At 62.4% G+C, this 25,591-nt stretch carries 23 protein-coding genes; 14 read left to right on the forward strand and 9 right to left on the reverse strand.

Features of this window, described 5'->3' with window-relative positions; genetic code table 11:
* Positions 1-162 precede the first annotated feature (162 nt).
* Genes ribBA through nrdR form a run of 4 tightly spaced genes read right to left on the reverse strand, consistent with a single transcriptional unit; the run spans position 163 to position 3,575 of the window.
* Positions 163-1,254, reverse strand: a complete 1,092-nt coding sequence (ribBA, locus tag H043_RS0117570; protein WP_003228650.1) for a bifunctional 3,4-dihydroxy-2-butanone-4-phosphate synthase/GTP cyclohydrolase II — start codon at positions 1,252-1,254, stop codon at positions 163-165.
* 16 nt (positions 1,255-1,270) lie between these two features.
* Positions 1,271-1,933 carry a riboflavin synthase gene (locus H043_RS0117575; RefSeq protein WP_027612934.1) on the reverse strand — a complete coding sequence of 221 codons (663 nt, stop codon included), beginning with the start codon at positions 1,931-1,933 and terminating at the stop codon, positions 1,271-1,273.
* A gap of 47 nt (positions 1,934-1,980) precedes the next feature.
* Complete coding sequence (gene ribD / locus H043_RS0117580; RefSeq protein ID WP_027612935.1) at positions 1,981-3,114, reverse strand: bifunctional diaminohydroxyphosphoribosylaminopyrimidine deaminase/5-amino-6-(5-phosphoribosylamino)uracil reductase RibD; 1,134 nt, start codon at positions 3,112-3,114, stop codon at positions 1,981-1,983.
* Positions 3,111-3,575 (reverse strand): transcriptional regulator NrdR, encoded by a 465-nt coding sequence (nrdR, locus tag H043_RS0117585; RefSeq protein WP_003228656.1) that lies wholly within the window; start codon positions 3,573-3,575, stop codon positions 3,111-3,113. The genes ribD and nrdR overlap by 4 nt, the downstream gene beginning before the upstream one ends.
* 127 nt (positions 3,576-3,702) lie before the next feature.
* Between nrdR and H043_RS0117590 the strand changes: the two genes are divergently transcribed.
* The 3 genes from H043_RS0117590 to trxA all read left to right on the forward strand — a co-directional run bounded on the left by H043_RS0117590 (position 3,703) and on the right by trxA (position 5,863).
* On the forward strand, positions 3,703-4,167 hold the full coding sequence (locus H043_RS0117590) for a YbaY family lipoprotein (protein WP_027612936.1): 465 nt from the start codon (positions 3,703-3,705) through the stop codon (positions 4,165-4,167).
* The gene (locus H043_RS0117595; RefSeq protein ID WP_027612937.1) at positions 4,164-4,820 is read left to right on the forward strand and encodes a methyltransferase; all 657 of its coding nucleotides are present in this window, start codon (positions 4,164-4,166) and stop codon (positions 4,818-4,820) included. The genes H043_RS0117590 and H043_RS0117595 overlap by 4 nt, the downstream gene beginning before the upstream one ends.
* A 170-nt stretch (positions 4,821-4,990) precedes the next feature.
* A complete protein-coding gene (gene trxA / locus H043_RS0117600) occupies positions 4,991-5,863 on the forward strand; it encodes a thioredoxin (RefSeq protein WP_027612938.1) in 873 nt (290 codons plus the stop codon).
* 4 nt (positions 5,864-5,867) lie between these two features.
* Here trxA and H043_RS0117605 read toward each other — a convergent pair whose 3' ends face one another.
* On the reverse strand, positions 5,868-6,227 hold the full coding sequence (locus H043_RS0117605; RefSeq protein ID WP_027612939.1) for a hypothetical protein: 360 nt from the start codon (positions 6,225-6,227) through the stop codon (positions 5,868-5,870).
* A gap of 135 nt (positions 6,228-6,362) precedes the next feature.
* Here H043_RS0117605 and H043_RS0117610 point away from each other — a divergent pair, with 135 nt between their 5' ends.
* From H043_RS0117610 to H043_RS0117630, 5 genes are all read left to right on the forward strand, one after another.
* Positions 6,363-6,965, forward strand: coding sequence for a DUF2796 domain-containing protein (locus H043_RS0117610; RefSeq protein WP_027612940.1), 603 nt, complete (start codon positions 6,363-6,365; stop codon positions 6,963-6,965).
* A 138-nt stretch (positions 6,966-7,103) separates the two neighbouring features.
* Positions 7,104-7,814, forward strand: a complete 711-nt coding sequence (locus H043_RS0117615; protein WP_003228669.1) for an ABC transporter ATP-binding protein — start codon at positions 7,104-7,106, stop codon at positions 7,812-7,814.
* 1 nt (position 7,815) lies between these two features.
* Complete coding sequence (locus tag H043_RS0117620) at positions 7,816-9,081, forward strand: ABC transporter permease (protein WP_027612941.1); 1,266 nt, start codon at positions 7,816-7,818, stop codon at positions 9,079-9,081.
* An 11-nt stretch (positions 9,082-9,092) separates the two neighbouring features.
* Positions 9,093-9,611, forward strand: a complete 519-nt coding sequence (locus tag H043_RS0117625) for a DUF3299 domain-containing protein (protein ID WP_027612942.1) — start codon at positions 9,093-9,095, stop codon at positions 9,609-9,611.
* Positions 9,612-9,835: 224 nt separating this feature from the next.
* Complete coding sequence (locus H043_RS0117630; RefSeq protein ID WP_027612943.1) at positions 9,836-10,534, forward strand: OmpW family protein; 699 nt, start codon at positions 9,836-9,838, stop codon at positions 10,532-10,534.
* A 183-nt stretch (positions 10,535-10,717) separates the two neighbouring features.
* Here the strand turns inward: H043_RS0117630 and H043_RS0117635 are convergent, their stop codons facing one another.
* A complete protein-coding gene (locus tag H043_RS0117635; protein ID WP_027612944.1) occupies positions 10,718-11,647 on the reverse strand; it encodes an NAD-dependent epimerase/dehydratase family protein in 930 nt (309 codons plus the stop codon).
* The gene (locus tag H043_RS0117640; RefSeq protein WP_027612945.1) at positions 11,640-12,524 is read right to left on the reverse strand and encodes a sugar nucleotide-binding protein; all 885 of its coding nucleotides are present in this window, start codon (positions 12,522-12,524) and stop codon (positions 11,640-11,642) included. The genes H043_RS0117635 and H043_RS0117640 overlap by 8 nt, the downstream gene beginning before the upstream one ends.
* Before the next feature lie 297 nt (positions 12,525-12,821).
* Here H043_RS0117640 and H043_RS0117645 point away from each other — a divergent pair, with 297 nt between their 5' ends.
* Entirely contained in the window at positions 12,822-17,255 is a 4,434-nt protein-coding gene (locus H043_RS0117645; protein ID WP_027612946.1) for a DEAD/DEAH box helicase, read from the forward strand.
* A gap of 115 nt (positions 17,256-17,370) precedes the next feature.
* Here the strand turns inward: H043_RS0117645 and H043_RS0117650 are convergent, their stop codons facing one another.
* On the reverse strand, positions 17,371-19,464 hold the full coding sequence (locus H043_RS0117650) for a mechanosensitive ion channel family protein (protein ID WP_027612947.1): 2,094 nt from the start codon (positions 19,462-19,464) through the stop codon (positions 17,371-17,373).
* A gap of 339 nt (positions 19,465-19,803) precedes the next feature.
* Between H043_RS0117650 and H043_RS0117655 the strand changes: the two genes are divergently transcribed.
* The 5 genes from H043_RS0117655 (at position 19,804) to H043_RS0117675 (ending at position 25,185) form a co-directional block, all read left to right on the forward strand.
* Positions 19,804-21,009, forward strand: a complete 1,206-nt coding sequence (locus H043_RS0117655) for an MFS transporter (RefSeq protein ID WP_027612948.1) — start codon at positions 19,804-19,806, stop codon at positions 21,007-21,009.
* 213 nt (positions 21,010-21,222) lie between these two features.
* A complete protein-coding gene (locus H043_RS0117660; RefSeq protein ID WP_027612949.1) occupies positions 21,223-22,149 on the forward strand; it encodes a DUF72 domain-containing protein in 927 nt (308 codons plus the stop codon).
* Complete coding sequence (locus tag H043_RS0117665) at positions 22,146-22,943, forward strand: endonuclease/exonuclease/phosphatase family protein (protein WP_027612950.1); 798 nt, start codon at positions 22,146-22,148, stop codon at positions 22,941-22,943. The genes H043_RS0117660 and H043_RS0117665 overlap by 4 nt, the downstream gene beginning before the upstream one ends.
* Positions 22,940-24,214 carry a cardiolipin synthase ClsB gene (gene clsB, locus H043_RS0117670; protein ID WP_027612951.1) on the forward strand — a complete coding sequence of 425 codons (1,275 nt, stop codon included), beginning with the start codon at positions 22,940-22,942 and terminating at the stop codon, positions 24,212-24,214. Before H043_RS0117665 ends, clsB begins: the two co-directional genes overlap by 4 nt.
* Complete coding sequence (locus tag H043_RS0117675) at positions 24,211-25,185, forward strand: lysylphosphatidylglycerol synthase domain-containing protein (RefSeq protein WP_027612952.1); 975 nt, start codon at positions 24,211-24,213, stop codon at positions 25,183-25,185. The genes clsB and H043_RS0117675 overlap by 4 nt, the downstream gene beginning before the upstream one ends.
* Positions 25,186-25,284: 99 nt before the next feature.
* Here H043_RS0117675 and H043_RS29180 read toward each other — a convergent pair.
* Positions 25,285-25,591 (reverse strand): transposase (locus tag H043_RS29180; protein ID WP_143503110.1); only part of this gene is annotated, 307 nt, incomplete at its 5' end.

The following is a 25,591-nucleotide window of genomic DNA, read 5'->3' on the forward strand; positions in this document are numbered from 1 at the left end:
GGAAACACCGCATTGCTGTTCGACTACACCCCTGTGGCGAGGGGATTCATCCCCGATGGACTGCGCAGCAGTCCCAACCAAATAGGGCCGCTACGCAGCCCGTCGGGGATGAATCCCCTCACCACAAGGATCTATATCAACAATGCCGAATTCACCGGGTCATTATTCGGAGGGCACGTATTCTACAACTTCCAGATCGAAACCGGATATCGCATTAAATTTCATTGGCGCAGACATCAGGCGCATTTTGCGCACGCCGAGGTCACGCAGGATCTGCGAACCGGCACCGACGATGCTGTAGGTGGTCGGTTTCTTCACCGCTGCCTGCTCACCGGTTTCGCGGATATGCGCCAGCAGCACGTCGCCGTCCAGCGGGTGGCCGAGCAACAGCACCACACCGCTGCCGGCCTCGGCCACCGCAGCCATCGCGGCGCGCAGGCTCCAGCGGCCCGGTTGCTTGACCATCAGCAGGTCGCGCAGCGGATCCATGTTGTGCACGCGAACCAGGGTCGGTTCCTCGGCGCAAACGGTGCCCAGCGTGAGGGCCATGTGCACGTCGCCTTCCACCGAATCACGATAGGTCACCAGGTTGAATTGGCCCAGTTCGCTGTCCAGCGGCTGCTCGGCAATCCGCTGAACGGTACGTTCGTGGATCATCCGGTAGTGAATCAGGTCGGCGATGGTGCCGATCTTGATGTTGTGTTCGGCGGCAAACGCTTCCAGCTCGGCGCGACGGGACATGGTGCCGTCGTCGTTCATCACTTCGCAGATCACGCCGCTTGGTTCGAAACCGGCCATGCGCGCCAGGTCGCAGGCGGCTTCAGTATGACCAGCGCGCGCCAGGGTGCCGCCGGCCTGGGCCATCAGAGGGAAGATGTGGCCCGGGCTGACGATGTCTTCAGCCTTGGCGTCTTTTGCCGCCGCCGCTTGCACGGTGCGCGCACGGTCGGCGGCGGAGATACCGGTGGTGACGCCTTCGGCGGCTTCGATCGATACGGTGAACTTGGTGCCGAAACCGGAACCGTTGCGTGGCGCCATCAGTGGCAGCTTCAACAGCTCGCAACGCTCGCGGCTCATCGGCATGCAGATCAGGCCACGGGCGTGCTTGGCCATGAAGTTGATGTGCTCGGCCTTGCAGCATTCGGCGGCCATGATCAGGTCGCCTTCGTTCTCGCGGTCTTCGTCATCCATGAGGATGACCATCTTGCCTTGGCGGATGTCTTCAACCAGTTCTTCGATGCTATTGAGCGCCACAAGGCACCCCCTTCAGTCAGGATTTGAGATAGCCGTTGGCGGCCAGAAAGCTTTCAGTAATACCGCCAGCGCTTGGCTCAGCAGCCTTGTCGCCGAGGAGCAAACGCTCCAGATAACGCGCCAGCAAATCGACTTCCAGGTTCACCCGGCGGCCCGGCTTGTAGGAAGCCATGATGGTTTCGCTCAAGGTGTGCGGAATGATCGTCAGCAGGAATTCGGCGCCATCGACCGCGTTCACGGTCAGGCTGGTGCCGTCGACGGTGATCGAGCCTTTATGGGCGATGTACTTGGCCAGTTCTTTCGGCGCGCGGATGCGAAATTCGACGGCGCGGGCATTGTCGCTGCGCGACACCACTTCGCCGACACCGTCGACGTGACCGCTGACCAGATGCCCGCCGAGACGGGTGGTCGGGGTCAGGGCTTTTTCCAGATTGACCGGGCTGCCGCTTTTCAGGTCATTCATGGCGGTACAGTCGAGGGTTTCGCGACTGACGTCGGCGGCAAAGCCGTCACCCGGCAGTTCGACGGCGGTCAGGCACACGCCGTTGACCGCGATGCTGTCGCCGAGTTTGACGTCGCTCAGGTCGAGCTTGCCGGTTTCGACATGCACCCGCACATCACCGCCCTTGGGGGTGAGTGCACGGATACTGCCGATGGATTCGATGATGCCGGTAAACATGGGGTTCTCCTTGAGAACGAAGCCAGCGCTAAGGCGATGGCCGGGAATTATACGCTCGCCGAAACGACTGGCGTCGCAGTGACTCGCCAGTCATCGCCAACCGCGCGGATTTCAGTGATTTTCAGCTCGGGGGCGTCCTTCATATAGGCCAGCGGCCAGTCCAGCAACGGTCGCGCCGTGGAGCCGAGGAACTTGCCGGCAATGAAGATCACGAACTCGTCGACCAGACCGAGCTGAGCGAACGCGCCCGCCAGACGCGGGCCGGCCTCGACCAGCACTTCGTTGACGCCACGGTTGGCCAGCTCGATCAGCAGTTGATGCAGATCGACCTGACCGTCATCACCCGGCACGATCAGGCACTCCGGGCCATTGGCGTATTGCTCTTCGACCGCCATGCAGGTGGCGACCAGCGCCGGGCCGGCCTTGAAGAACGGCGCATCCAACGGCACCCGCAAGCGCCCGTCGATCAGCACCCGCAGCGGCGGACGGCTCGTGGCCCGTGCGGTTTGTTCAGCATCCAGACCCAGTTCGTCGGCGCGCACGGTCAGGCGCGCGCCGTCGGCCAGTACGGTGTCGGCGCCGGTCAACACCACGGCCGCCTGCGCGCGCAAACGCTGCACGGCGGAACGCGCGGCCGGGCCGGTGATCCACTGGCTCTCGCCACTTTCCATCGCCGTGCGCCCGTCGAGACTCATCGCCAACTTGACCCGCACGAACGGCAAGCCATGTTCCATGCGTTTCAGGAAACCTTGATTGAGCTGGCGCGCCTCGACTTCCAGCACGCCGCTTTCGGTGGCGATCCCGGCATCGCTCAGACGCTGCAAGCCACGCCCGGCGACCTGTGGGTTCGGATCGCGCATCGCGGCGACCACCCGAGCAACCCCGGCAGTCACCAATGCATCGGCGCACGGCGGTGTGCGGCCATGGTGGCTGCACGGCTCAAGGGTCACGTAAGCCGTGGCGCCCCGGGCCAGTTCACCGGCAGCGCGCAGGGCGTGGACCTCGGCGTGGGGTTCGCCGGCGCGCTCGTGAAAGCCTTCGCCGACAATCTGCCCGTCACGCACGATCACGCAGCCAACCCGTGGATTGGGATGGGTGGTGTAGTGGCCCTTGCGCGCCAGTTCCAGCGCGCGCGCCATGAAGTGGGCGTCGAGGATCGCCTGCTCGGCGGCGCGGGTCATTCTTTCACCGGTTCGCGGGCGAGGCGGTCGATCTCTTCACGGAACTCGTTAAGGTCCTGGAAGCGCCGGTATACCGAAGCGAAACGGATGTAGGCCACTTCATCGAGCTTTTGCAGCTCGGCCATCACCAGTTCGCCGACCACGAGGGATTTGACCTCGCGCTCGCCGGTGGCGCGCAGCTTGTGCTTGATGTGAACCAGAGAGGATTCGAGGCGCTCGACGCTCACCGGACGTTTCTCCAGCGCGCGTTGCATGCCGGCGCGGAGTTTTTCTTCGTCGAACGGTTGGCGGCTGCCGTCGGTTTTGATCAGGCGCGGCAACACCAGTTCGGCCGTCTCGAATGTCGTGAAACGTTCGCCGCAGGCCAGGCATTCACGCCGGCGGCGCACCTGTTCGCCCTCGGCGACCAGACGCGAGTCGATGACCTTGGTGTCGTTGGCACCGCAGAAGGGACAGTGCATGGTGGCTGGCAACAAAAAAAGGGAGGGCCATGGTAGCGCATCCCGGTGGCAAGACAAGCCATAGGGTTTGCGGTATACAGACTGCCATGATCGTTTGATCCACGGATTTCATTTTCTGGAGCTGCCAATGTCGCTACGACCGCTCGTTTTGCTCAGTCTTTTCGCCCTGCTGGTGGCCTGCGGCAGCGACAAGCCCAAACCGCAACCGCCAACACCGGGACCAGCACCACAACAGGCGCAGAAAAAAGCCCGCGAGGCCGCTGATCTTGGTCCGCTGCCGGCCTATCAACGGGAACTGAGTGGCACCCTGCAAGGCGTGCCGGCCGGGGCCGAAGTCGAACTGGCGCTGCTGGTGATCGATGAAAAGTCGCGCCCGCAACAACTGCTCGCCAGTTCCAGCCTGATCGGCAACAACCAGATCCTGCCGTTTCGCCTGCGCTTCAATCCGGAAGCCTTCCCGGCCGGCGCACGGGTTGAGCTGCGCGGTCGTGCCACGCAGTCGGGCCAGTTGATCCTGCACCTGCCGTCGCAAACCATTACCCAGCCGACCACCCAGGCGCTGGGCCAGCTGCAATTTGTCAAAGCACCATGACCGTACCGCTCGACCTGCAACAGGCGTTGGGTGAATTGCTCGGTGATGCGCGGCTCAAGGCCTGTGCATTGCCGGGCACCGATTTGCAGCTGTGGCTGATCGACGGTGACAACATGCACCGCGAGTTCAGCCCGGATGAAACCCGACGCATCCTTCACGAGCCGCCCTATTGGAGTTTCTGCTGGGCCAGCGGCCTGGCGGTGGCGCGCTATCTGGCCGAGTTCCCGGAATGGGTGCGCGGCAAGCGGGTGCTGGATTTCGGCGCCGGCTCCGGGATCGCCGCGATTGCTGCGGTGAAGGCCGGGGCTTTGGAGGTGGTGGCCTGTGATCTGGATCCGCTGGCGATTGCTGCGTGTCGGGCCAACGCTGAACTCAATGATGTGCAGATGAGTTATTCGACGGACTTCTTTGCCGAGGCTGATCGCTTCGATCTGATCCTGGTGGCGGATGTGCTCTACGACCGCGAGAACCTGCCGCTGCTCGATGCGTTTCTCAGCCGTGGCCGCGAGGCGCTGGTGGCGGATTCACGGGTCCGGGATTTTCGCCATCCATTGTATGAGCGAATCGAAATGCTTGAGGCGATGACCTTGCCGGATCTGGCGGAGCCGGAAGAGTTCAGACATGTCAGTCTTTACCATGCGCGGCGTGACTAAAAGCTTCGCGAGCAGGCTCGCTCCCACAGGGGTAACGCATTCCAAATGTGGGAGCGAGCCTGCTCGCGAAAGCATTCTGGCAGGCAACACACCTCTCAAAGACTGACCGCTTCCGGCCACACCCCGCCAAGCCGTATAGTTGCCACATCCACGCTTTTACGAGATCCCCCATGAGTCAGCAAACGCCGTACATCTTCGACGCCACGACTGCCGATTTCGACCAGTCGGTGATCGAAGCCTCCTTCAACAAACCGGTGCTGGTGGATTTCTGGGCCGAGTGGTGTGTGCCGTGCAAGGCGTTGATGCCGATGCTGCAAGGCATTGCCGAGAGCTATCAGGGCGAACTGCTGCTGGCCAAGGTCAACTGCGACATAGAACAGGACATCGTCGCCCGCTTCGGCATCCGCAGCCTGCCAACCGTGGTGCTGTTCAAGGACGGTCAACCGGTGGACGGTTTTGCCGGTGCGCAGCCGGAATCCGCAGTGCGCGCGTTGCTTGAGCCGCATGTGCAAATGCCGCCGCCGGCCGCCGCCGATCCGTTCGAACAGGCGCAGGCGCTGTTCGATGAAGGGCGTTTCGCTGACGCGGAAGCGGCGCTGGTGGTGATGCTCACCGAAGACAACAGCAACGCCAAGGCGCTGATCCTCTACGCCCGTTGCCTGACCGAACGCGGCGAACTGGACGAAGCGCAAGCCGTGCTCGACGCGGTCAAGAGCGCTGAGCACAAGGCTGCACTGGCCGGGGCCAAGGCGCAGATCAAGTTCCTGGGACTTGCCCGTGATCTGCCGGATGCTGCCGACCTCAAGGCGCGTCTGGCCAAAGATCCGCAAGACGACGAAGCGGTGTATCAACTGGCGATCCAGCAACTGGCGCGTCAGCAATACGAAGCGGCGCTGGAGGCGTTGCTCAAGCTGTTCATCCGTAACCGTAGCTACGGCGAAGGGTTGCCGCACAAGACGTTGCTGCAGGTGTTCGAACTGCTGGGCAACGATCATCCGCTGGTGACCGCTTACCGGCGCAAGGTCTTCGCTGCGCTGTACTAACCGCTCACTCGACCCAGCTGTAGAGCGGCGTATCGCCGCCGCTCGCCACTTTCACCTGTGAACTGTGGCGCAAGCGCACCAGCAGGCGTTTGCCTGAGGCCCCGCTGCCGGTCAATCCCTCAAGCTGCTCCAGAAGATCTGGCCCGCTGAGTTGCCCGGCCTTGCGCAACAGATCCTGCGCGACCTGCCACAACGCATCGTCCTGGTTCAGTGGCTTCACTGCCGGCGTGCTCAATGCCGCTTCAGGCTGATCGCCCTGCGGCTGCGCGCCAAGGGCTGCGCCGAGCTTCACCCAATCGCTGTCATCCAGCTCCACCGTCAAATCCACCGGCGTCGCGCCGACGGTTCCGCGTATCCGCAACATCTGCTTCGCTCCTGCACATTTCTGACCTGCATGCTCCCACGGGACTTGTGCAACGCCAAGCGCACGGGCAAACTCTGCGAACTTTCGTTATAAGATTACATAACAAACTCTTCACTTTACTTTCCGGAGACCGCCATGCGTCGTCTGCTGCTCGCTTTGCCGTTTGCCCTGTTGCCGCTGGCCATCGCCCATGCCGCCGATGAGCACGATCATGACCATGAGCACGGCAGCCTCGGCGCCCACGAACATGGCGTCGGCCGCTTGAACGCCGCACTCGACGGCCAGACCCTGGAGCTGGAACTGGAAAGCCCGGCGATGAACCTGGTGGGCTTCGAACACGCCGCCGCCAGCGACGCCGACAAAGCCAAAGTCGTGGCCGCGCGCACCAAACTGGAAAACCCGCTGGCGCTGTTCAGCCTGCCAGCCGCCGCCGGTTGCAAGGTCACCAGCCAGGAACTGGAAAGCCCGCTGTTCGGCGACAAACCGGCTGCCGACGAGCATGACGATGATGACCACGACGAAGATGCCAAGGGTGGTGAAGCGCATCACCACGATCACAGCGAAATCCACGCACACTACCAATTCAGTTGCGCTGCACCAGGTGCCTTGAAGACGCTGGATCTGGCGAACGTCTTCAATACCTTCCCGGCCACTCAGAAAATTCAGGTACAACTGATCGGCCCGAGCGGCCAGCAGGGTACCGAAGTGACGGCCAAGGCGGCTGCCCTGAAATTCTGATCACACCGACAATCCCCTGTGGGAGCGGGCTTGCTCGCGAATGCGGTGTGTCAGTCAACATAGATTTGGCTGATCCACCGCGTTCGCGAGCAAGCCCGCTCCCACAGGGTTATGTGTTCACTCCATGAAACTGGTGCCATGACCCAAGCACTCATCGAACTGTCCGACCTGGGCTTCAACTGGCCCGGTCACCCGCCGCTGCTGGACATCCCGGCGTTTCGCCTGGAACCGGGCGAAACCCTGTTCCTCAAAGGCCCCAGCGGCAGTGGCAAGACCACCCTGCTCGGCCTGCTCGGTGGCGTGCAGAAACCCGGGCGCGGCAGCATTCGCCTGCTCGGCCAGGAACTGACCGAACTCGGTGCCGGCGCCCGCGACCGCTTTCGCGTCGATCACACCGGCTACATCTTCCAGCAGTTCAACCTGCTGCCGTTTCTTTCGGTACGCGAGAACGTCGAGTTGCCGTGCCACTTCTCCAGATTGCGTGCCGAGCGGGCGAAACAGCGTCACGGCAGCGTCGATCAGGCCGCCGCCACCCTGCTCGCCCACTTGGGCCTGAAAGATGAAAGCATCCTCGGTCGTCGCGCCGATTCGCTGTCGATCGGTCAGCAGCAACGGGTCGCCGCCGCTCGTGCCTTGATCGGCCAACCGGAACTGGTGATCGCCGACGAACCGACCTCGGCGCTGGATTACGACGCCCGGGAAAACTTTATCCGTCTGCTGTTCGCCGAATGCCGCGAAGCCGGATCGAGCCTGTTGTTCGTCAGCCACGACCAGAGCCTGGCGCCGCTGTTCGACCGCCACCTGTCCCTGGCCGAGCTCAATCGCGCCGCCACGTCTGCCGAGGTCTGAGATGTATCTGTTTCGTCTGGCCATGGCCAGCCTGGCCAACCGCCGCTTTACCGCCCTGCTCACCGCGTTCGCCATTGCTCTGTCGGTGTGCCTGTTACTTGCCGTCGAGCGCGTGCGCACCGAGGCCAAGGCCAGTTTCGCCAGCACCATCAGCGGCACTGACCTGATCGTCGGCGCCCGCTCCGGTTCGGTGAACCTGCTGTTGTACTCGGTGTTCCGCATCGGTAACGCGACCAACAACATCCGTTGGGACAGCTTCGAACATTTCGCCAGCAACCCGAAAGTGAAATGGGCGATCCCGATGTCCCTCGGCGACTCCCATCGCGGCTATCGGGTGATGGGCACCACCGAAGCCTATTTCGAGCATTACCAGTACGGGCGCCAGCAGCATCTGCAACTGGCTGACGGCAGGGCGTTTGCCACCGATCCGTTCGAAGTGGTGCTCGGCGCCGAAGTCGCCGAAGCGCTACATTACAAGCTCGGCGACCAACTGGTGCTGGCCCATGGTGTGGCGGCTATCAGTCTGGTCAAACACGACGACAAGCCATTCACCGTGGTCGGCATTCTCAAGCGCACCGGCACGCCGGTGGACCGCACGCTGCACATCAGCCTCGGCGGCATGGAGGCGATTCACATCGACTGGCACAACGGCGTGCCGGCCCGGGGCAACGGCCGGATCACCGCAGATCAGGCACGCAACATGGACCTGACGCCACAGGCGATCACTGCGTTCATGCTTGGCCTCAACAGCAAGATTTCCACCTTCGCCCTGCAACGCGAGATCAACGAATACCGCGGTGAGCCGATGTTGGCGATCCTGCCGGGCGTGGCCTTGCAGGAGTTGTGGAGCCTGATGAGTACCGCTGAAAAGGCGCTGTTCGTGGTCTCGCTGTTCGTGGTGCTGACCGGGTTGATCGGCATGCTCACGGCGATTCTCACCAGCCTTAACGAGCGTCGCCGCGAGATGGCGATTCTGCGTTCGGTCGGTGCGCGGCCGTGGCACATCGCGAGCCTGCTGGTGCTAGAAGCCTTTGCCCTGGCGCTGACCGGCGTAATCGCCGGACTGGCATTGCTGTACATCGGCATCGCCGCCGCGCAGGGCTATGTGCAGGCCAATTACGGTTTGTATCTGCCGCTGGCATGGCCGAGCGAGTATGAATGGACGCTGCTCGGTGGCATTCTGGCGGCCGCGCTGCTGATGGGCAGCGTGCCGGCCTGGCGCGCGTATCGCCAATCCTTGGCCGATGGCCTGTCGATCCGTTTATGAGGATGTTCACCATGCCCCGCGCCGTGCTTGCGCTGCTGTTGCTGGTCGCCCTGCCTGTGTCGGCAGCGGCGCCGAAAGACCTGACCTGGTCGGAGATGATCCCGCCAGACGCCGCGCCGGAAGTGCCGAACATGACGCCGTTGCACGACATGTCGAAGATGAGTGATGCGCTCTCGGCCGAGTCGGCGCCAGCCGCCAAGCAGGACATGCCCAACGCGCCGGTGGTGCAGAGTCTAGACGGGCAGAACATCCGCCTGCCGGGCTACATCGTACCGCTGGAAGTCAATGAAGAAGGACGTACCACCGACTTCCTGCTGGTGCCGTACTTCGGCGCCTGCATCCACGTGCCGCCACCGCCGTCTAACCAGATCGTGCATGTGAAAAGCGAGCTGGGCGTGAAGCTCGACGAGCTGTATCAGCCGTACTGGGTCGAGGGACCGTTGCAGGTCAAGGCGTCCACCAGCGAACTGGCCGATGCCGGGTATCAGATGGCGGCGGACAAGATTTATGTGTATGAGCTGCCGGAGTGAATCCCGGTAGTTTTTGTATTGTTTGATCCGTCCTCTTCGCGAGCAAGCCCGCTCCCACAGGTGACCGCGTTCCAAAGTGGGAGCGGGCTTGCTCGCGAAGGGACCGGCCAAGGTTCCACAAAAAACCGCGGCATCACTGTTTCATTGAGCTGAGTCAAAAGACCGTATCAGTTGGCTTCATACCATAGGACATCAGAAGCTTTTAACGTCCTTTTGGAGCCCCCATGAACAAGTCCTTGCTCAGCGCCTCGCTGTTTGCCCTCGCGCTCGCAGCCCCGCTCGCCCACGCTCACGAAGCCGGCGACATCATCGTTCGCGCCGGTGCGATCACCGTCAACCCGAAGGCCGACAGCTCCAACGTCAAGGTCGATCAGGGTCCGTTGAGCGGCACCAACCTGGGCGGCAAGGCGACCATGAGCAGCGACACCCAACTGGGTCTGAACTTCGCCTACATGCTGACCAACAACATCGGGATCGAGTTGCTGGCGGCCTCGCCGTTCGAGCATGACGTTAAAATCAAAGGCACCGCGCTGCCAGCTGCCAACGGCAAACTCGGCACCCTGAAACACCTGCCGCCCACCCTCAGCGTCGTGTACTACCCGCTGGATGCGAAATCGCCATTCCAGCCGTACATCGGTGGCGGCATCAACTACACCTGGATCTACGACGAGCACGTCGGCAGCGAAGCCCAGTCCAACGGCTTCAGCAACTTCAAGGCGAAAAACTCCTGGGGCCTGGCCTGGCAGGTCGGCGCCGACTACATGCTGACCGACAACATCATGCTCAACGCCCAGGTGCGCTACATCGACATCGACACCCGCGCGACTGTCGAGAATAACGCCGTGGCACCGGGCACCCGTGCCAAGGTCAATGTTGATGTCGATCCGTTTGTGTACATGGTGGGTCTGGGCTACAAGTTCTAAGGCAGATTCAACCAGGAACGTTCACGTGGTGGTGGATGAGGCTTTGGGTGAGCAGGCTTAGAACTGACGACGATCACTTCGTGATCGATCGGGGATAAATCCCCTCGCCACAGGATTAGCGACAAATTCCGGCCGTGAAAAAGGCGCCTGTAACAAGGCGCCTTTTTCATGTCTGCGATAAACCTACTTGCCGAGCAACCGCGCCAGCCCCACGCGCATCGGCGTCGGCTCTGGCAGCTTGAAGCATTGCAGCAAACGCGCGTTGTTCGCCCTCGAGTGACGGATGTCGCCGGAGCGCGCCGGGCCGTAGCTGACCGGGGGCAGTTCGCCGACCACTTCCTGCAGCGCTTGCAGCATCTGCTTGAGGTTCATTGCCTGATTCCAGCCGACGTTCATCGCCCCCACTTCCACTTCAGGCTTGTCGATCGCTTGCACCAGCACGTCGACCAGATCCTCGACATAGAGGAAATCGCGGGTCTGCTCGCCATCGCCGAACACGGTGATCGGCAGGCCTTTCTGTGCCCGCTCACTGAAGATGCTGATGACCCCGGAGTACGGCGAAGAGGGATCCTGGCGCGGGCCGAAGATGTTGAAGAAGCGGAAAATTACCGGCTCCAGACCATGCTGGCGACGGTAGAAATCGAAGTAGTGCTCGCCGGCCAGTTTGTCCGAGGCATACGGGGTCAGCGGGGCTTTTGGCGTCTCTTCGTCAATCGACTCGCCTTCACCGTTGTTACCGTACACTGCTGCGCTCGAGGCGTAGAGCACGCGCTTGACCCCGGCCTGACGCATGGCTTCGCAGACATTCAGGGTGCCGATGAAATTGCTCTGGTGGGTCTTCACCGGATCGTCCACCGACGCCTGCACCGAGGCCACCGCCGCCAGATGCGCTACCGCGCTGCAGCCTTGCATGACCTGCGCGACCAGCGCGGCATCGGCGACGTCACCGACGATCAATTCGACCTGCGGGTTGTCCAGCGGCAGGTTGCTGCGTTTGCCGGTCGACAGATCATCGAGAATCCGCACCGAGTGGCCGGTGGCGAGCAACGCGTCAGTCAGGTGCGAGCCGATGAAACCGGCGCCGCCAGTGATTAAAACAGGGCCTTCAGCCATGACGATAAAACCTATCCAGTAAAGCCGGGAGTGCGGCGCGCCAGGCGCGGGGCTTGATCCCGAAAGTGTGCAGAATTTTCTTGCAGGCGAGTACCGCGTGTTGCGGTTCCTCGGCGGCGTCCGGCCGCGCGGCATGGGCCTGAGCGGTCGGCGCTTCGATTGCCAACTGATGCAGGCTGCGCGCCTCGGTCAGAATCGCCTGCCCGAGCGCCAGCGGCGTGGTCGCTTCGTGGCCGGCGTAATGGTAAGTGCCCCACAGCGGCGCTGCGCAATCGAGTTGCTTGAGCACCGAAATGATCACCCGTGCCGCGTCATCCACCGGGGTCGGATTGCCCCGGCGGTCATCGGCCATGAGCAATTCGTCCGGTTGTTCGGCGCGGGCGAGGAAGCGCCCGAGGGTGCCTTCAGGGCTGTCATCGAGCAGCCAGCCGAAGCGCAGCAACACGTGTTGCGGGCAAGTGGCGCGAACACTTTGCTCGATGCGCCACAGCGCCTGACCGCGCAGGCCCAACGGCACCGGCTCGTCTTTTTCGCTGTAGGCGGTCGCCCGCGAACCGTCGAACACCCGATAGCTGGAAGGCTGCACGAGGATGATGTTGTGGTGCTGGCACAGCTCGGCCAGCCGCTCGATGGCGCGTTCTTGCCCGGCCAAACGGCTTTCGCTGACGGTCTCGGCCTGGAACCAGTCGAAATAGTAGGCGAGGTTGATCAACGCATCCGGACGGGTATCGTCGAGCAGTTGCGTCAGGCTCGCGGCATCCCAGCCGTCTTCTGGCGGGCGGGGGGCGAGGAAACCGATGTCTTCTTCCGCACCGAGGCGAATCAGCGCCTGCCCAAGGGCATTTCCGCCGCCCAGTAACATAAGGCGCATTCGCATAGAGTCAGCAGGCCCAGTCTGATTGGAACGATGGCTTTAGCGACGGTACTTGTGACACCCGTCGTCGATAATTGCCGGAATCGTTGCATTTTGCGGGTTTAGTGCGCAACCGTCACCCGTAAAGTGTAGATCCCTGGCATTTGTGGCGTTGCAGCAGGCCTCTTCGCGAGCAAGCCCACTCCCACAGGGGAATGTGGTCAACTGTGGGAGCGGGCTTGCTCGCGAAGAGGCCCGGCCAAACGCTGAAGATCCCAGCGGTACTTGCATCTTGCCGCCCCCACCCGCATAACTTGAGCCATGAATCTGCCCATCCTCAAGGACGCCGCCCTGGCAGGCTTTCACCCCGCCGTCAGCGCCTGGTTCAGCAGCACCTTCCCGACGGTCACCGCCGCCCAGGCCCGCGCATGGCCGTTGATCCGCCAGCGCCGCTCGACACTGATCGCCGCGCCCACCGGCTCCGGCAAAACCCTCACCGCCTTCCTCGCGGTGCTCGACGATCTCGTCCACCGGGGTCTGGAAAACCCCGACGGCCTGCCCGACGAAACCCTGGTGGTCTACGTTTCGCCGCTCAAGGCGTTGTCCAACGACATCCGCATCAACCTGCAGAACCCGCTGGCGGGAATCACCGAGCAGTTGCGCCAGACGGGCCTGCCCGAACTGCAGATCACCACGGCGGTGCGCACCGGCGACACCCCGCAAAAAGACCGCGTCGCCATGCGCAAAAGTGCGCCGCACATCTTGGTGACCACTCCGGAATCGCTGTACGTGCTGCTCGGCTCCGAGTCCGGGCGCAAAATGCTCGGCAGCACGCGCACGGTGATCATCGACGAGATCCACGCCATCGCTGCTGGCAAACGCGGCAGTCATCTGGCGCTGAGCCTCGAACGCCTGCAGGCGCTGTGTGCCGAACCCTTGACCCGCATCGGCTTGTCCGCCACGCAAAAGCCGATCGATGCCGTGGCACGGTTTCTGGTAGGCACCGATCGCCCCTGCGAAATCATCGACATCGGCCACGCCCGGCCACGGGATCTGGGCATCGAGGTGCCGCCGGTGCCGTTGTCGGCAGTGATGGCTAACGACGTCTGGGAACTGGTTTATGACCGGCTCGCCGAACTGGCCCGCGAACACCGCACCACGCTGATTTTCGTCAACACCCGGCGCCTGGCCGAACGCCTTAGCCGACACCTCAGCGAACGGCTGGGCAAACACGCGGTGGCCGCGCATCACGGCAGCCTGGCCAAAGAATTCCGCCTCGACGCCGAACAGCGGCTCAAGCGTGGCGAACTGCAAGTGCTGATCGCCACTGCGTCGCTGGAGTTGGGCATTGATATCGGCGAAGTCGATCTGGTCTGCCAAATATCCTCGCCGCGTTCGATTGCCGGCTTTCTGCAAAGGGTCGGGCGCTCCGGGCACCAAGTCGGCGGCACGCCCAAGGGCCGCTTGTTCGCCACCACCCGCGACGACCTGATCGAGTGCGCCGCCCTGCTCGACTGCGTGCGCCGTGGCGAACTCGACACCCTGCACATCCCCGAGGCGCCGCTGGATGTGCTGGCGCAGCAGATCATCGCCGAAGTCAGTTGCCGGGAATGGGCGGAAAACGCGCTGCTGGCGCTATTCCGCCAAGCCTCGCCCTACCGCGATCTCGACGAAAAACACTATCAAGCGCTGCTGGCGATGCTCGCTGAAGGCTACAACGGTCGTCAGGGCATCCGCAGTGCCTACCTGCACCGCGATGCGGTCAGCCGCACTCTGCGTGGCCGTCGTGGCGCGCGACTGACCGCCGTGACCAGTGGCGGCACCATCCCCGACAACGCCGATTACAGCGTGCTGCTCGAACCGCAAGGCCTGAACATCGGCAGCGTCAACGAAGACTTTGCCGTGGAAAGTATCGCGGGTGATGTGTTCCAGCTCGGCAACACCTCCTACCGAATCCTGCGGGTTGAAACCGGCAAGGTGCGGGTCGAGGATGCTCAGGGCCAGCCGCCGACCATTCCGTTCTGGCTCGGCGAAGCCCCGGGGCGCAGCGATGAATTGTCTGCGGCGGTGGCGCGGCTGCAAGCGACCCTCGACGAACTGCTCGGCGCCAGCCCGGGTGACTTGCAACCGGCGCTCGACTGGCTGACCCAGACCCTTGGCCTGAACCGCGCCAGCGCCGAACAACTGGTGGACTATCTCGCCCGCGCACGCCTGACCCTCGGCGCCCTGCCCTCACAGGACACGCTGCTGATGGAGCGGTTTTTCGATGAGTCCGGCGGCACTCAGTTGATCATCCATTCGCCATTTGGCAGCCGCATCAACCGCGCCTGGGGCTTGGCGCTGCGCAAGCGTTTCTGCCGCACGTTCAATTTCGAGTTGCAGGCTGCCGCCAGTGAGGATGCGATCGTGTTGTCGCTGTCCACCAGCCACAGTTTCGAACTGGACGACGTCTGGCGCTACCTGCACAGCAACAGCGCCGAGCACATCCTGATTCATGCGATTCTCGACGCGCCGTTGTTCGGCGTGCGCTGGCGCTGGAATGCCGGGGTAGCGCTGGCGTTGCCGCGTTTTACCGGCGGGCGCAAAGTCGCGCCGCAGTTGCAGCGGATGAAAAGCGAAGACCTGATTGCCAGCGTGTTCCCCGACCAGATCGCATGCCTGGAAAACCTCGCCGGTGAACGGGAAATTCCCGAGCATCCGCTGATTGAACAGACTCTCGACGATTGCCTGCACGAGGCCATGGACAGCGACGGCTGGCTCAATCTGCTGCGGCGCATGGAGAGTGACGAGGTGCGGTTAATCAGCCGCGATCTGCCGGCGCCGTCACCGCTGGCGGCAGAAATTCTCAGCGCGCGGCCGTACAGCTTTCTCGACGATGCACCGCTGGAGGAACGTCGCACCCAAGCGGTGATCAACCGGCGCTGGAGCGATCCGCAGTCCACTGATGATCTCGGTGCGCTGGACGCAGACGCCATCAACGCGGTGCGTGAAGAGGCATGGCCGACGCCGGCCAACATCGATGAAATGCACGAGGCGATGATGAGCCTTGCCTGCATCAGCGACCTTGAAGTTCAGGCTGGCGAACACTGGCGCGAATGGCTTGACGCGCTGACTGCGAGCGGTCGCGCCTGCCGCTTGGCCGTTCCGCCAGTAACGGCAAAAGAAAAGCTTCGCGAGCAGGCTCGCTCCCACATTCAACCGCGTTCCGCCAGTTGGAACACTGTCAACTGTGGGAGCGAGCCTGCTCGCGAAGACGGCCTCACAGTCACTACACATCCACAGCCTGGCTCGTTGTGGCTGGCGCGAGAACGCCTGACCTGCCTGTTGGCGCTTTATCCACAGGCCACGCTGCAACCGCAGCAAGAGGCCTTGCCCGGTTTCAACGAACCTTGGACGTTAGAGGAAGCGCTGGTCGAAGTGCTCCGCGCGCGACTGGGCGCATTTGGCCCGCTGCCGTTAGCCGCCATTGCCGAACCACTCGTGTTGCCGATACCGCAGGTCAATCAGGCCCTCGCGCAACTGGAGCGCGAAGGCTACGTGCTGCGCGGTAAATTCACCCCGGGCGCGACGGTTGAGGAATGGTGTGAACGGCATCTGCTGGCGCGCATTCATCGCTACACGGTCAAGCGTTTGCGCCGGGAAATCGAGCCGGTGGCGTTGCAGGATTTCATGCGTTTTCTGTTCGACTGGCAGCATCTGTCCTCCGCTACGCGCGCTCAGGGCAGCGCGGTGTTGCCGGCGATTGTCGGCCAGTTTGAAGGTTACCCGGCAGCGGCTTCGGCGTGGGACAGCGACATTCTCCCGGCGCGCCTGAAAGACTACTCGCCGAGCTGGCTGGATGACCTGTGCCGCAACGGCAAACTGGTGTGGACGCGCCTCAGCGCCCGGCAGAAAGTCAGCGGCACGGCGTTGCGCAGCACGCCGATCGTGTTGCTGCCGCGCAGTCAGGTCGGGTTGTGGAGTGCGCTGGCCGAGCAAACGCCGGTCAGCGAACTGTCAGCGAAAACGCAAAAGGTCTACGAGGCGCTGAGTCAGCACGGCGCGCTGTTTTTCGATGAGTTGATTCACGAGGCGCATCTGCTGCGCACCGAGCTGGAAATCGCCTTGCAGGAACTGGTCGGCGCCGGCCTGGTAAACGCCGACAGCTTCGCCGGTTTACGCGCCCTGATCACCCCGGCGAGCAAGCGCCAGCAACACAGCAGTCGACGCCGGCGCGGGGCGTTTGTCGGTGGCATGGACGATGCCGGGCGCTGGGCATTGTTGCGGCGCGGGCCGCCGTTGGAAAGCGCTCAGATGACATCACCCGAAACCCTCGAACATCTCGCCATGACGTTGCTGCGCCGCTACGGCGTGGTGTTCTGGCGTCTGCTGGAGCGCGAGGCAGACTGGCTGCCGAGCTGGCGCGAATTGCTGCGCACGTTTCATCGACTGGAGGCCCGTGGCGAGATTCGCGGCGGGCGCTTTGTCAGTGGTCTGGCGGGGGAACAGTTTGCCTTGCCCGAGGCGATTCCGTTGCTGCGCGAAGTTCGGCGGCGGGCACATGACGGCAGTTTGATCGCGGTGTGCGGGGTGGATCCATTGAACCTGGCGGGGACATTGCTGCCGGGAGCGAAGGTGCCAGCGTTGGTGAGTAATCGGTTGGTGTATCGGGATGGCTTGCCGGTGGCGGCGGAGATTGCCGGCAAGCAGGTTTTCTGGAGTGAACCGGATCAGGTGGTCATGGAGCAGGTGCGGAGCAAGCTGATCCGGCATTGATGTGAGCTGAACTGACGCCTTCGCGAGCAGGCTCGCTCCCACAGTTTGAGCGCCTTCCACCTGTGGGAGCGAGCCTGCTCGCGAAAGGGCCAGTAGCCCTATCCAGAAACCCGCCTTAGGTCCGCGATTCCTGTGGCGCCTCGCTCGCCACCAACTCCCCCTCACCCTGCCGCTTGGGCAACAAGACCTGCTGTGGATAAGTCTGCGCGAAATGCACGTCAGGACTGTTATCCACAAGCTTTTTCAAACGCTGGTTGAACGCCCGGCTCACTGCGTATTGCCCACCCGATACGGTACGGAACTGCGCCGTCAGCACCACGCCGTTCAGGTCCATCCGGTCCACCCCGAACACATCCAGCGGCCCTTGCAGGTTGTACTTGAGGAACGGGTCTTCACGGATCGAGTCGCCAGTCTCGCGGATCAGCTCGATGGCCTTGTCGACGTCGGTGTCGTAGGTGAACTGCACCGAGAAAAATGCGTAGGCAAACTGGCGTGATTGGTTGGTCACTGCCTTGATCTGGCCGAACGGCACCGAATGCACAAACCCCTTGCCGTCACGCAGGCGCAGGGTGCGAATGGTCAGGCCTTCGACGGTGCCGGCGTGCCCGGAATCAAGCACCACCCAGTCGCCGATCGACAGGGTGTCCTCGATGATGATGAACAGCCCGGTGATCACGTCCTGCACCAGTTGCTGCGAACCGAAACCGATCGCCAGACCGACCACCCCGGCACCGGCCAACAGTGGCGCAACGTTGATCCCGAGGTTGGCCATGGTGGTAATCGCGCAGATCACCACCAGGATGATTTTGATCGCGTTGCGCAGCAGCGGCAGGATGGTTTTCACCCGGGTGCTGGGCTGGCGCGACGAGCGTTTGCTGACCGGTGGTTTCAGCGCTTCCTGAATCGCCGTGTCGAGCACCACCCACAGCAGCCAGGTGACGAGGAAGATCAGGCCGATGCTGCTCAACGCGTTGCTGATCGCCCGGCCGATCGTGCTGCTCTGGGCGAAATCAAGCAGTGAAACGCCCCAGATCCGCCCGAGAATATCGATAAAGGCAATCGCAATGACGATCCGCAGCAGCGCGTGCAACAGGCTGAGAAAGCGCTCCTTGTAGGCGCTGCTGCGTTGGATCGCTTCGGCTTTGCGCGACTTGAACAGGTGCTGGAGGATGGTGCTGAGGAACACCGTGCCGATCAGCAGCACCGTGGTGAACAACGCACAGCGCAGGGCCTTTTGATTGTCTTCGCCGATACCAATCAGATTCACCGCCGAAACCAGCACCATCAGCACGATGGGCCAGTACCAGAGCCCGGAAAAAATCCGCAGCGACTCCTGCAGTGAGGGCTGTTTCAGACGTTGCGCCAGTGGCCGATTACGGATCAGGTGCGCCACCGGCCGACGCAGGCGAATCACCAACAGACCGAAGATGATCGAGGCTATCAACCCGGTGAACACCGCAACGCTGCTGGTGATGTTGCCGCCTAATTGACGGGCGATCTGTGGACTGGTCAACGCGTCACTGAGGGCGGCGAGAAAGCCGATCAGGAACAGCGGTTTCGGGCAGTAGTCGCGGATAATCCGCGCGGCCGGCCGTTTGTGGCCGACGTTGAACATCACCACCACACACAACAGCATCGAGGTGGAGAAAATCCCGCTGCTGGTGGCATACGCCAGACACAACGCCAGCGCCCGACCCACCGAGGCTTGCAGAAAGTGGCTGACGTACAGCGTCAGCGGCAGGCAGATCAGCGCCGGCACGGTGTACGGCAGCAGGTAACCCGCCAGATCCTGACTGCGCTGGCGGGTGCGCAGCCAACGACCCTGACTCAGCCGCTTGGCCAGCAGGCTGCCGAGCACCGTGAGCAACGCGAAGGCGCCAAGCCACACGCTGGACAACATCAGGAAATCCCCGGCGACGCTCCAGCCGGAGCGGTTCGACGGCTGGTTGACCAGTCTGTCGACCTCATCCGCCGCCCGGTCGGCACGCAGGCGCCAGGCGTCGACTAGATGCTCGTTGAGATCGAGTTTGTCCTGCACGTCGTCGATGCTCGAACTGATCGCGCCGAGCAGACCACCCTGCACAATCGGCTCGGGTTTGGCCGGTTCTTCAGCAGCGGCCGGAACACCCGGCAGCGTGGCGGCTTCGAGTTCGCTGGCGCCGAGAAACAGCAGCGCTCCCAGCAAAATGGCGATCCTGAACTTGATCAAAACTCCGATCCCTCTTGGCTGAACCTGTAAGGAACTGATCGGTGAATGGCGGACAAGTTCGGTTTTTGCCTGATTAACCCTTCCCCTGTGGCGAGGGGATTTATCCCCGATCGGCTGCGCAGCAGTCGTAAACGCTCGACTTTCACACCCTCTGGACATCGGCAGACCGGTTTAGGGTTGCTTCGCAACCCATCGGGGATGAATCCCCTCACCACAGGGTTCACGGCAGTCGCTGGATATTTGCGCCAGCAGCAAATATCAAATGCCCAACCCTGTATTTTTCCGCACAACCCAAACTCCGACACTGCGCTCCATTCAAACCTCTAACGGAGTGCTGTCATGCCCATTGCCTTGCTCGCGCTGACTCTCAGCGCATTCGCCATCGGGACGACCGAGTTCGTCATCGTTGGCCTGTTGCCCACCATCGGCGCCGATCTCGGCGTCAGCCTGCCGTCAGCCGGGCTGCTGGTCAGTCTGTATGCGTTGGGCGTTGCCATTGGCGCGCCGGTGCTGACCGCCCTCACCGGCAAAGTCCCGCGCAAACTGTTGCTGCTGTCGCTGATGGTGTTGTTCACCCTCGGCAACCTGCTGGCCTGGCTGGCGCCGGGTTATGAATCGCTGGTGCTGGCGCGGATCGTCACGGGTCTGGCCCACGGGGTGTTCTTCTCCATCGGCTCGACCATCGCCACCAGCCTGGTGCCCAAGGAAAAAGCTGCCAGCGCGATTGCCATAATGTTCACCGGCCTCACTGTGGCGTTGGTCACCGGCGTGCCGCTGGGCACGTTCATCGGTCAGCATTTCGGCTGGCGCGAAACCTTCCTCGCCGTCTCGGCGTTGGGTGTGATCGCCTTCATCGGCAGCCTGCTGTATGTGCCGAACAACATCGCCCACAGCAAACCGGCGTCCTTGCTGCAGCAACTGCAAGTGCTGAAACATCCGCGTCTGCTGCTGGTGTACGCCATGACCGCGATCGGTTACGGCGGCTCGTTCATCGCCTTCACCTTCCTCGCGCCGATCCTGCAGGACCTCTCCGGCTTCAGCGCCGGCACCGTCAGCCTGGTGTTGCTGGTGTACGGCGTGTCGGTGGCGGTCGGCAATATCTGGGGCGGCAAACTGGCGGACAAGCGCGGGCCGATCAGCGCCCTGAAAATCATCTTCGCCCTGCTCGCCGCCGTGCTGTTCGTGCTGACCTTCACCGCCGCCAATCCATGGCTGGCGTTGGCGACAGTGCTGGTGTGGGGCGCGGTGGCGTTCGGCAACGTGCCGGGGTTGCAGGTGTATGTGGTGCGTCAGGCTGAACATCACACACCGCAGGCAGTGGACGTGGCATCCGGGCTGAACATTGCTGCGTTCAACCTAGGGATTGCCGGTGGTGCGTGGGGCGGCGGGCTGATCGTCGAGCATCTGGGCCTGATTCACACGGCGTGGATCGGTGGTCTGGTGGTGCTGGTGGCGCTGGCACTCACCGCATGGAGCGGTCGACTGGATCGCCTCGGTCCGGCCTATGCCGAACCGGCTCAAGGCCGAGTATTCACGGGCCACTGAGTAACCCTGTGGGAGGGGGCTTGCTCCCGAAGTCGGTGTATCAGTCGCCATTGATGTTGACTGAACGACCGCCTTCGGGAGCAAGCCCCCTCCCACATTAGCTTTGTGTTGCTCTCAGGGATGTACCGTCCGTAACGCCACCGAAACTTTCCCGAACCGCCCGCAGTCATCAGCAGACACAGGCTGTACGAGGACTGACAACGGGAGGGCGGCATGGCAACGATTCACATCGGTATTTCCGGCTGGCGCTACGTTCCGTGGCGCGGGGATTTCTACCCGAAAGGACTGGCGCAGAAACGCGAATTGCAGTTCGCTTCGCGGGCGGTCAACAGCATCGAAATCAATGGATCGTTCTACGCCCTGCAACGGCCCGAACGTTATGCCCAGTGGTACAGCGAAACGCCCGACGACTTCGTGTTCAGCGTCAAGGCGCCACGCTTCATCACCCACGTCCGGCGCTTGCGCGAGATCGAAAAACCGCTGGCGAATTTCTTCGCCTCCGGGGTGCTGGAGCTCAAGGAAAAACTCGGGCCGATCCTCTGGCAGTTTCCGCCGAACTTCAAATTCGACCCCGAGCGCTTCGAACACTTCCTCTCATTGTTGCCCCACGATACCGAAGCCGCTGCCGCACTCGCCCGCCAGCACGACTCGCATCTGCACGGCCACGCCAGCCTCAAAGCCTGGCGCAAAAAACCGCTGCGCCATGCCGTGGAAGTGCGCAATGACACGTTCATCGACCCCGACTTCGTGCGCTTGTTGAAACGCTACAACACCGCCCTGGTGATCGCCGACACCGCCGGCAAATGGCCGTACCGCGAAGACCTCACCAGCGATTTCGTCTACCTGCGCCTGCACGGTGCCGAAGAGCTTTACGCCAGCGGTTACACCGAGGCCGCGTTGAACAATTGGGCTGAACGCATCGACGCCTGGCATCACGGCCGGCAACCCGGCGATGCGCATCTGATCGCGCCGCGCCTCAAGCCGCGGGCGCGCAAATCCCGCGAAGTGTTCTGTTATTTCGACAACGACATCAAAGTCCGCGCGCCCTACGACGCGCGCAGTTTGCTCCACCGATTCGAGCTGGATAAAACGCTCGCCACCACCCCCGGCGAACCGGCTGACGAAGGGGTGCTGGCATGAGTATTCCAGAGCCGGTCGGGTTCACCGACGAGCAGACCAGCGTTGAAGTGTCGGTGCGTCGTTTCACCGTGCTGACGGTCAACACACACAAGGGTTTCACTGCACTCAATCGACGTTTCATCCTCCCGGAATTGCGCGAAGCGGTGCGCAGCGTGGCCGCCGACGTGGTGTTTCTGCAGGAAGTCCACGGCACCCACGAACATCATCCCAAGCGCTACAGCAACTGGCCGACGATGCCGCAATACGAGTTCCTCGCCGACAGCCTGTGGCCGCAGTTCGCCTACGGGCGCAACGCGGTGTATCCGGAGGGCGATCACGGCAATGCGTTGCTGTCGAAATTCCAGATCATCCGCCACGACAACCTCGACGTCTCGATCAGCGGCCACGAGAACCGCGGACTGCTGCATTGCGTGCTGCGCCTGCCCGGCGATGGCGTCGAAGTGCATGCGATCTGCGTGCATCTGGGTCTGCGCGAAAGCCATCGCAATGCGCAATTGAAACTACTCGGCGAGCGTCTGGCGGAGCTGCCGGATAACGCGCCGGTGATCGTCGCCGGTGACTTCAACGACTGGCGCCAGCGCGCCGACGCGCTGCTCGAACCCTGCGGCCTGCGCGAGGTGTTCGCCGAGCATCACGGCAAACCGGCGCGCAGCTTTCCGGCGCGCCTGCCGACGCTGCGGCTCGATCGTATTTACGTACGCAACCTCAAGGCCAGCCAACCGAAAGTCCTGGCCAACCGGCCTTGGTCACACCTTTCCGACCACGTCCCGTTATCGGTGGAGATCGAACTATGAGCAGCGCACCCCTGGAGAAATCCGCCGTGGAACCGATCAGCATCAACCCGCCGGTACGCGAGCCCGGGCATGTCGATGTCGAGTACGGCTGGCAGGGCAATAACCGCGTCGAGTTGCTGGAAAACGGCGAGGAATATTTCCCCCGGGTGTTCGACGCCATGCGTGCGGCGAAGAGTGAAATTCTGCTGGAGACCTTCATCGTTTTCGAAGACAAGGTCGGTGCAGAGTTGCAACAGATCCTGATCGACGCCGCCCGGCGTGGCGTGCGCACCACTGTCAGCCTCGACGGTTTTGGTTGCGGCGAGTTGACCACCGGTTATCTCGCGGCACTGAGCGAAGCGGGCGTGCATCTGCAGATGTTTGACCCGGCGCCCAAGCACCTGGGCATTCGCACCAACTGGTTCCGCCGCCTGCACCGCAAGATTGTGGTGGTCGACGGACTGATCGCGTTCATTGGCGGGATCAACTTTTCCGGCGATCACCTGGCCGATTTCGGCCCCGAGGCGAAACAGGATTATGCGGTGCAGATTCAAGGGCCAGCGGTCGCTGACATCCATCATTTCGCCCTGCTGCAAAGTGGTCGTCCGGGACGCGCACGGTTCTGGTGGCAGCGCCGGCGTCAGCGCCGGGCGGACATGGCTTTCAACGATCACGACGGTCAGGTACGTCTGGTGTTTCGCGACAACGATCAGCATCACACCGACATCGAAGATGTGTACTTGCACGCATTGCGCCGGGCCAAACGCCGGGTGGTGATCGCCAACGCCTATTTCTTCCCCGGCTACCGCCTGCTGCGCGAGATCCGCAACGCCGCGCGCCGTGGCGTCGAGGTGCGGCTGATCCTGCAAGGTCAACCGGACATGCTGGTGGCCAAACTGGCGGCGCGCATGACCTACGACTACCTGCTCAAGGCCGGCGTGCAGATCCACGAATATTGCCAGCGCCCGCTGCACGGCAAAGTCGCGTTGGTGGATGAGGAATGGAGCACCGTCGGCTCGAGCAATCTCGACCCGCTGAGCCTGTCGCTGAACCTGGAAGCCAACGTGCTGATCCGCGATCGCGCGTTCAATCAGCATTTGTTTCAGCGCCTCGAAGACCTGAGCCAGAACCACTGCAAGGCGATGGACGCCAGCATGTCCCCGCGAGGACGGATCTGGCACATGACCGTAGGGTTTCTGGTGTTTCACTTCCTGCGGCATTTCCCGTCAATGGCCGGATGGTTGCCGGCGCACAAACCGCGGCTCAAGCCGTTTCGGGGGCGCACGTCATGAGCCATTCCCACGCACAGTCTGCGCCCGCCACTCACTCTCGCTGGAGTCGCTGGAAACGCCCACTGACGTTGCTGTTCTTCCTCGCGCTGATCGTGTTGCTGACGATGTTCGCCACCCGTATCGAATGGGCGGAAGTCCTGCAAACCCTGGCCGACTTCAAGGTGCGCACGCTGATCATTGCCGCCAGCCTGACCCTGCTGAGCTTTCTCACCTACGCCAGTTTCGACCTGATCGGCCGCACCTACATTCGTCAGGACCTGACCTGGAAGCAGATCCTCCCGGTGGGGATCATCAGCTATGCGTTCAACCTCAATCTCAGTGCCTGGGTCGGCGGAATCGCCATGCGCTATCGGCTGTACTCGCGCTTGGGCGTCAGTAAAAGCAACATTGCCAAGATTCTCGGACTGAGCCTGGCCACCAACTGGTTCGGTTATATGACGATTGCCGGCGTAGTGTTCAGCAGCGGCCTGGTGAGCATGCCGCCGGGCTGGAAAATCAGCAGCGCCGCGTTGCAGGGCATCGGCGTGCTGCTCTTGTTATTGAGTGCCGGTTACCTCGCCGCGTGCCAGTTCTCCAAGCGCCGCGAGTGGTCGATTCGCGGGGTGGAAATCAACCTGCCATCACTACGCATGGCTGTGCTGCAGTTGCTGCTCGGTGCATTGAACTGGTCGCTGATGGCGGCGGTGATTTTCACTCTGCTGCCGAGCAAACTGGATTATCCGTTGGTGCTCGGCGTGCTGTTGATCAGCGCGATTGCCGGAGTCATCACGCACATTCCGGCGGGGCTTGGAGTGTTGGAAGCGGTGTTTGTCGCGCTGCTGCAGCACGAAGCTTCGCGGGGCAGTCTGGTGGCGGGGTTGCTGGCGTATCGGGCGATTTATTTTCTGTTGCCGTTGTTGATTACGGTGGTGATGTATTTGCTGGTGGAAGCCAAGGCCAAGGCGTTGCGGATCGAGAAGAAACCGTCCTGATTTTGTGGCTATGGCTGATGGCCCCTTCGCGAGCAAGCCCGCTCCCACAGGTAGAACGCATTTCAAATGTGGGAGCAACTGTCTTACTGCCACCGTTCGTCACCGCCACTCTGTGCCGTCTCGCAGCATGGCATTCAATCTGATCAGCAGTATTCGCATACAGGCGATGAGCGCGACTTTCGCGCTCTTGCCCCGTTCTCTTAAGGATTCATAACGGGCCTTGAAGTCGGCCTGGCAACGGATAACGACCCAGCACGACATGTAAAGCGCACGTCTGACGCGCGCTCTCCCTCCGTAAATCTGACGCTTTCCGCTGTGATTACCGCTGTCGTCGTTATAGGGGGCGATTCCCGCCAAGGCGGCGATCTCCCTGCGATCCAGCTCGCCGAGTTCGGGTAGATAAACC

The sequence above is a fragment of the Pseudomonas sp. URIL14HWK12:I6 genome, assembly GCF_000514195.1.
Classification (GTDB): Bacteria; Pseudomonadota; Gammaproteobacteria; order Pseudomonadales; family Pseudomonadaceae; genus Aquipseudomonas; species Aquipseudomonas putida_A.